The 6856-nt window shown below is 58.5% G+C and carries 6 protein-coding genes and 1 pseudogene; 4 read left to right on the top strand and 3 right to left on the bottom strand.

What is annotated here, in order from left to right:
* Positions 1-193 (bottom strand): annotated as a pseudogene (locus AC1DVM_RS14920) (hypothetical protein); the annotation flags it as partial.
* Between the two features lie 46 nt (positions 194-239).
* Positions 240-1784 carry a type II and III secretion system protein family protein gene (locus tag AC1DVM_RS14915; protein WP_477255439.1) on the bottom strand — a complete coding sequence of 515 codons (1545 nt, stop codon included), beginning with the start codon at positions 1782-1784 and terminating at the stop codon, positions 240-242.
* 428 nt (positions 1785-2212) lie between these two features.
* On the opposite strand from AC1DVM_RS14915, the gene AC1DVM_RS14910 reads away from it, so the two are divergent.
* The 4 genes from AC1DVM_RS14910 (at position 2213) to AC1DVM_RS14895 (ending at position 5815) form a co-directional block, all read left to right on the top strand.
* Entirely contained in the window at positions 2213-2941 is a 729-nt protein-coding gene (locus AC1DVM_RS14910; RefSeq protein ID WP_477255437.1) for a LuxR C-terminal-related transcriptional regulator, read from the top strand.
* A 524-nt stretch (positions 2942-3465) separates the two neighbouring features.
* Positions 3466-4833, top strand: a complete 1368-nt coding sequence (locus tag AC1DVM_RS14905; RefSeq protein ID WP_477255435.1) for a TadE/TadG family type IV pilus assembly protein — start codon at positions 3466-3468, stop codon at positions 4831-4833.
* A 56-nt stretch (positions 4834-4889) separates the two neighbouring features.
* Positions 4890-5438, top strand: a complete 549-nt coding sequence (locus AC1DVM_RS14900; protein WP_477255433.1) for a TadE/TadG family type IV pilus assembly protein — start codon at positions 4890-4892, stop codon at positions 5436-5438.
* Positions 5435-5815, top strand: coding sequence for a TadE/TadG family type IV pilus assembly protein (locus AC1DVM_RS14895; RefSeq protein ID WP_477255431.1), 381 nt, complete (start codon positions 5435-5437; stop codon positions 5813-5815). The genes AC1DVM_RS14900 and AC1DVM_RS14895 overlap by 4 nt, the downstream gene beginning before the upstream one ends.
* Positions 5816-5883: 68 nt before the next feature.
* Here the strand turns inward: AC1DVM_RS14895 and AC1DVM_RS14890 are convergent, their stop codons facing one another.
* A complete protein-coding gene (locus tag AC1DVM_RS14890) occupies positions 5884-6849 on the bottom strand; it encodes a type II secretion system F family protein (protein ID WP_477255429.1) in 966 nt (321 codons plus the stop codon).
* Positions 6850-6856: the final 7 nt, after the last annotated feature.

Raw genomic sequence — 6856 nt, 5'->3', positions numbered from 1 at the left:
TCACATGCGTGACAATGTTGGTTTGCACCGCGTTGCCTGCACTGAAGGCAATCGTATTATTTCGGTCGATGTACTCGGCACATCCGCTCACACTGGCCGCGGCGATGACGCAAACGAGCGCTGCCCGAGCCTTTGCGATGAAGTTCACCGGCTCACTCCGTGGTTGGGGATGAATATTCAGCGCATCATTCATTCAGGTGGCACCGGTGCAGTGGGTGGACGGGTCGAGAGAAGCGCTTTCAGTATTTCGTCGAGATCGTCGCCGCCTGGATCTGTTTCGGGCGCACCCGAACCACTGCCACCGGTGCCACTGGAGGTTCTGTCAGGATGTGGCCGTAGGGTCCGCGGATGACCGCGCCGTTGGCCATGATCCATTGCTGCATCGGAGTTGCGGTCGAGGGATCGCGAGGCTTCTCGACTTCCGTCTTGCCGGTCAGGAACAGATCCAGGTCGTTGGAGGGCAATGTCGAGTCAAGCGGAGTGGCGATCCTATCACCGGCCCGTGCCGGCGTGACAAGGTGGGGCGTCACGATGACCACGAGTTCCGTCTCGCGCGACAAAAACTCGGTGCTGCGGAACAGCGCCCCGATGACCGGGATCGAGCCCAACCACGGAAACTGCTCGATGTTACGCTCCGTGACGTTCTGGAGGAGGCCGGCCAGGGCGAAGCTTTGTCCATCACGAAGTTCCACCGTCGTTTTCGCCCGGCGCACGCTCAAGCCCGGAATGGTGATCCCGCCGGTTGTGATAGAAACGGTTGGGTCGATATCGCTCACTTCCGGCTCAAGTCTCAGGTTGATCAGGCCGTTCGACAGCACCGTCGGTGTGAAATTGAGTTTCACGCCAAATTCTTTGTAGGAGACAGTGATGGTCGGGATGCCGTTCTGCGTTGTGGATGCGATCGGGATAGGGATTTCGCCACCAGCCCGAAACTCGGCGCTGTCACCGGACATGGCCACAAGGTTCGGCTCCGCCAGCCGCCGGACAAGGCCCTTCGATTCAAGCGCGTCGATCGTGAGGTCGAGCAGTCGTGAATTGTTGGCGAAACGGGCGAGGATTGTTGCAAAGGGTTGCGCCGAACCAAGAAGGGTGTCGAGAAGCGGGTTGCCGGCCGGGGTGCCGTCAGAGGCGCCGCGCCCGATCCGCGCAGCACGAGTCTGTCCCAGATAATCGGAGCGGATACCGAATTCACGCCCGGCATTCCGGTTCACCTCGACGAAGCGGACCTTAAGCATCACCTGCTGGGGCGACGCCACTCGCGTGGCATTGATAACCCCGCCCGGTGAATTGGCCCGCGCGATCTCCACCGCCCGGTCGACCGTCGGCGCATCGTAAGCCGTGCCTTCAAGGATCAGCTGGTCCCCGCTGCTGCGGACACGAATTCCGCCGGGCCCGGCACCTGCCGCAAGCTTCTCCGCGACGCTGCCTGTATCCGGTCCAACTTCGACGTCGACTACGCCGATGACGCGTTTCGAACTGTCGAGAACGGAAACATTGGTCGTGCCGGTCTTCTTGCCGAGGATGTAGAGGCTCTGGTCACTCAGGGGAATGACGTCAGCGATTTCAGCAGATCCGACGAGGACGTCGGTAAAGGGATATTCGAGCCGGACGGCCTGGGACTTGTTAACCGACACCCGGACGCGCAGGAGTTTCGCGCGGGGAGCGCCGGTTCCACTCTGAGCTACGACGGGACCAATGACGCCCGTTCCGGCCACGATCGAGGATGGGCTCCCGAGCGCGAATATGGCGGCGGTAGCAAGCGCCAACCTTCTCGAAACTGCCATCTTGCCCCCAGCAACCGCTGTTGAAAATTCGTTAACCGATTCTCTTATGTTTTAAAATGGTTAACGGAAACTTACGCCTTTCCAACAAGCGTTCAGAATGGTTCCACAACGGCGCAAGATTTATGCAGGGCATCCCGATTCTAGTCGTTACCTCTCAAGGATTACCCAGGCGGCGCTGATTTAGCTTGCGCCGACAAACGCGGACGGCCAAGCTCGCAAGTGAGGTTGCGGCAGACGAACTCCTTGACTTTAGGGATGTCTTAATATTCATAGGAATATTATAGCCTGAAAAGTGCGGGCCAAGCGGATGCGTTGCAAAATATCATAACTCTCTTTCGGGCTATCAATAAACTTGGTGTGCAGCGCTGTGCAGCTGATCACCACAATCGTCAGGTTGAGTAACTATGTTTCGCCCCCAGGARCATCCCGTGACAAAGACTGTCCGCAGCGCCCTCATTGCTGATAACGACGTCTATTTCCAAATGGCGGTCAGTGCGCTTCTCACGCGAGAACTTGGCTTCTCCGAGGTGATCGAGGCGCACTCCTTCGACGAGGCGACGGAGTATCTCCGCGGGCATCCTGAAGTGTCGATCGCCATCATGAATTTTTCGACGCCGGGGATGAGCGCCGCAGTCGGCCTTCGGATCATTCGCGAGTGCTACCCGGCGACGAAGGTGGCTGTGATTTCGAACTCGGATTCGAGGCGTAACGTCCTTTCGGCATTGGAAGCAGGTGTGCACGGTTACGTGCCTAAGAACGTCAGCGTCGTAACGCTGACGTCAGCTCTCCGCCTCATCCTCGACGGAGGGATTTATGTACCCCCGTCTTTGGCCGAAGTAGCGCCCAGACTTCCGCAATCCGTCATCCGGCTGGCCGAACCGGGAGCGTCATCCGATATCGCGGCGCGCGGCCCTCTGACCCCGCGCCAAAGGGACGTTCTTGAGCTGCTGGTCCAGGGCAAGCCGAACAAGGAGATCGCGTCAGCTCTCAGGCTTGGCGAGGGCACGGTCAAGATTCACGTCGCTGCGATCTTCCGGCACTTCGGCGTCAACAATCGCGCGGCGGCTGCGGTCGCCTGCGCGCGCCCCAATTTTGCGCTCAATGTCTCCCACTTGAGCCGCAGTCCACATGAGGCCGCGCCCATCCATGCTGACTGAGCACGACGTGCATTCGGCGCTCGGCTATTAAGCGCGCCTCGATAAACTTCGTGCGTTAAGTCCAAAGCAGTTTGCAATCGCCTCCACCTGAATCATCCGGCAGTCTGACGCAGACTTTCGAGGTCAGGAACGCGGCAATTACTTGCGCAGTTGCGTCCTTGTATCGATTGTTCCAATGTTGCTGAGATGGCTCTCCCAATTTCGCCGGGTGTTAAACCAGGCAAACTCTTTCGATCGGCGGCCTCACGCAGCTGCCCTTTAGTATGATTCTTCAGATTTCAGTCACCGGCCGACGTCAGTCGGATTGTCTTCTGTCGCCGTTTCGGTAATATAATCATCACGATGTTTATCTCTTCCGCGCGGGAGAGATAAACTGACTACAATGCCGCTTCTGTTTCCAGGGGCTACGGTTTTATCAGAAAAACTCGGATCAGTATGACAGACGTGAGTTCCTGGTGCTGGCGGCGGCTTGCGGCTCAGGAAACGCAGTTGCGCATACGGGCAATGGCTGTAGGGGCCTCATCATGAATTCGCTCGCTTTCGTTCCGATCAGAAAAGCATATCGGGCAGTTCGGTCGCGCGTGGTCGCCTTCCATCATGATCGAAACGGTAGCATCGCGGTGATGACCGCTCTGGCGCTGCCTGCCCTGATTGGCGTCACCGGGCTGGGGGTGGAAGTCTCCTACTGGTATCTCGCCCAGCGTTCGATGCAGAACGCCGCCGATTCCGCGGCGATCGCAGCCGCGACGAACGGCACTGCAAGTTACGGCGCCGAAGCAAAAGCGGCCGCGGCGAAATACGGGTTTGTGGACGGCTTAAAGAATATCACCGTCACGGCCTCGAATACCGCACCCTGCCCGGCCGGTGGCGCCAATTGCTACAGTGCGACGGTCACGGGTTACGTCCCCTTGTTCTTGTCGCAGATGGTCGGCTACACCGGCAGCGCGACCGTCGACGGAAAGCCGCAGACCAAACTCAGCGCGACTGCAGTTGCTCGCCTCGACCTGATGCCAAGGGAGTATTGCATATTGGCGTTGGGAGAAACCGGTATCGCGTTCGGCACAAACGGCGCCCCGATGGCAAACCTGAGCGGATGCAACACCATGTCGAACGCAGACGCGAAATGCAACGGCAACAATCTCGGCGCCGATTACGGCGACGCCGCCGGCACCAACAATGGCTGCGGCGTGGTCCAACGTTCCAACGTGCCGAAGCTGGCCGACCCCTACGCCTACTTGGCCTCGAACATTCCAGCGGATCCGTGCGGCGGCGTTTACCCTCAGATGGGAATGCCGGGCTTTCCTGCCGGGAATACATGGCCGCCGGCTCCGGCAGCTCTCGCAGCCGGCGGGGTTTTTAACGTCTGCGGCGACGTGGTGCTGAATGGGGATGTCCCGATAACGACCCCCGCCGAGGGCGTCGTCCTCGTGATCTGGAATGGACAGCTCTATACCGGGAAAAAACCCGACGGTCATACATTGAGCACCACCGCCAATTCTGCCCTCACAATCGTTTTCACCGGAACCGCGGGTAGCTACACCCACGCTCCGACCGGAGATGGCACGCTCGACTTCAGCGCCCCGAAAACCGGGATCTGGAAAGGGATGGCCATTTATCAGGATCCGAAATTGACCACTGGCGTCGATATTAAGGAGGCCGGTAATAGCCCGACTTGGAAGCTCTCTGGCATGGTCTATTTACCCCAATCGAACGTCACCCTGAGTGGCGCGATTAACAAGTCGAGTAACGGCCAGTCGTGTTTTGGTTTGGTTGTCAAAGATCTGGTCATCAACGGCACGGGTGCAATCCTGGCGCACGGTAACTGCGGCGAGGCTGGTCTCAACTTGCCCACCGGCACCGCTCCAACGGGCCGTGGAACATTGGTCATGTAGATGAAGAAGTCGATGCATTCCTGCACGTGTCACGCATTATGGGATTCGATTGGGTCATGACACGCAGCAAGGCCAGCAGGCACTTCCGGTCGCTCTTGACCGATCACCGGGGTGTGGCGGGAATCGAGTTTGCGCTGGTTGCCGGTGTCCTGTGCATTCTCCTGATGAATGGGATCGAGGTGGCCCGCTATGCTTACACGGTGATGCAAGTGCAAAACGCCGCCCAAGTCGGTGCGCAGGCGGCATGGAAGACGTGTGACCCGAACAAGGAATTGCCCGCAACGACCAAATGCCCGGCACTGGACACGGCCGTGGCGGCGGCGATCAAGAGCACCACGCTGGGCGACAAGGTAACCCTCGCGAACGCGCCGCTAGAACGCTATTATTGCCTCAACACCGCCAACGCGCTGATACCGGAGGGTGGAATTGCGCTCAGCAGCAAGCCTGCCAATTGCAGTACGATTACCGGTGCACAGGCCGGACAGCCGGGAGATTACATCTCGATTGGTGTCACTTACGCCTACCAGCCGTTGTTTCTCGACTTAACGGTAGGGCGATTGTTTGCTCCCACCATCACCAAGACAACTCACATGCGTCTGCTATGAGAATTTTCCACAACGGAACAACAAAACTGCGAAGAGATGAGTGCGGCGCGACTGCTGTAGAGTTCGCGATGATTGCGCCGGTCTTCCTGGCGCTGGTGCTTGGCATCTTTCATCTGTCGCTACTTGGCTTTACCATAGCGAACCTCAACTATGCCGTCGAGAAGAGCGCTCGGTGTGAGGCGATCGCAAGCGGCTGCCCTGCTATCGCGACTTACTATTACGCGCCGGCCCCCGCTCCCGTGTTCACGCCACCGGATAAGACGGCGGCTTGCGGCACGCTTGTGAATGCAACAATGACGTACCAGTTGAACGTTCTGATCTATCAGACGTCAATCCCGCTGTCCGCATCAGCGTGCTTCCCCTCGATCGTGCCATAATCTGACCGACGGTTCTGCTTGGAAAGGGGCCGCCGACATAACGATCTCGCGTCACCCTGGGTTCGGGGCTAGACGCCCATCGCCTGAATGATCGCCGGCGTCAGAATGACCGCGAACAGAACGGGAAGAAAAAAGATGATCATCGGCACCGTGAGCTTCGGTGGCAAAGCGGCGGCCTTCTTTTCCGCCTCATTCATCCTCATGTCCCGGTTCTCTTGCGCTTGAACACGAAGCGATTGGCCGAGCGCGGTGCCGTATTTCTCCGATTGGATGAGACTGGTGACGACACCTTTGACGCCATCCAAGCCCGTGCGCTCGGCGAGGTTTTCGTAAGCTTTGCGCCGATCCTGCAAGTACGACAATTCGGCCGTCGTCAATCCCAACTCTTCGGCCAGTTCTACCGATTGCGAGCCAATCTCGCCGGAGACCTTGCGAAGCGCGCCTTCGATTCCCATGCCGCTTTCGACGCAGATCAGCAATAGGTCGAGGGCGTCAGGCCACGAGCGGCGGATCGAGGTTTGCCGTTTTGCGATCTTGTTTTTCAGATAAATTGACGGGGCATAATAGCCAAGGCCGGCGGCTGCCATAACGATCGCCATCTTCACTGCCAGTGGGTAATCAAGGTGGAGGATCACGAAGACATACAAAGCGGCCAGAACCAGCATACCCACAGGGGCAAGCTGCCGGATGGCAAGATAGGCCGCAATGGGGCCCTCGCCACGATAACCGGCCATGCGAAGCCTCTTGACCGTCTCGCTGTCCTCCGTTCCAGCGAGATTGAGACGATCGACGACGAGTTTATAAAATCGCTTCGGTTCGGTCCTGAGCGAAATCTGCTTGCTTTGGGCATTCAAACGGTTGCGCTCGCGCACGCGAATGCGCTCGTTCTCATTGGTGACCTGAATCATGCGCTCGGTCAGGTGATCGCGGGCAAAATACGGCCATGACACCACAAAGATCGCGGCCACGACGGCAATCGCCGCCGATAGCGCGATGAGAAGGTCCATGTTCGCGATGAGCAGGCCGCTATTCATTGCGATC

The organism is Microvirga sp. P4_A5, assembly GCF_056402495.1.
Note: the sequence above shows the minus strand (reverse complement) of the source record. Positions and strands in the feature narration are given on the sequence as shown.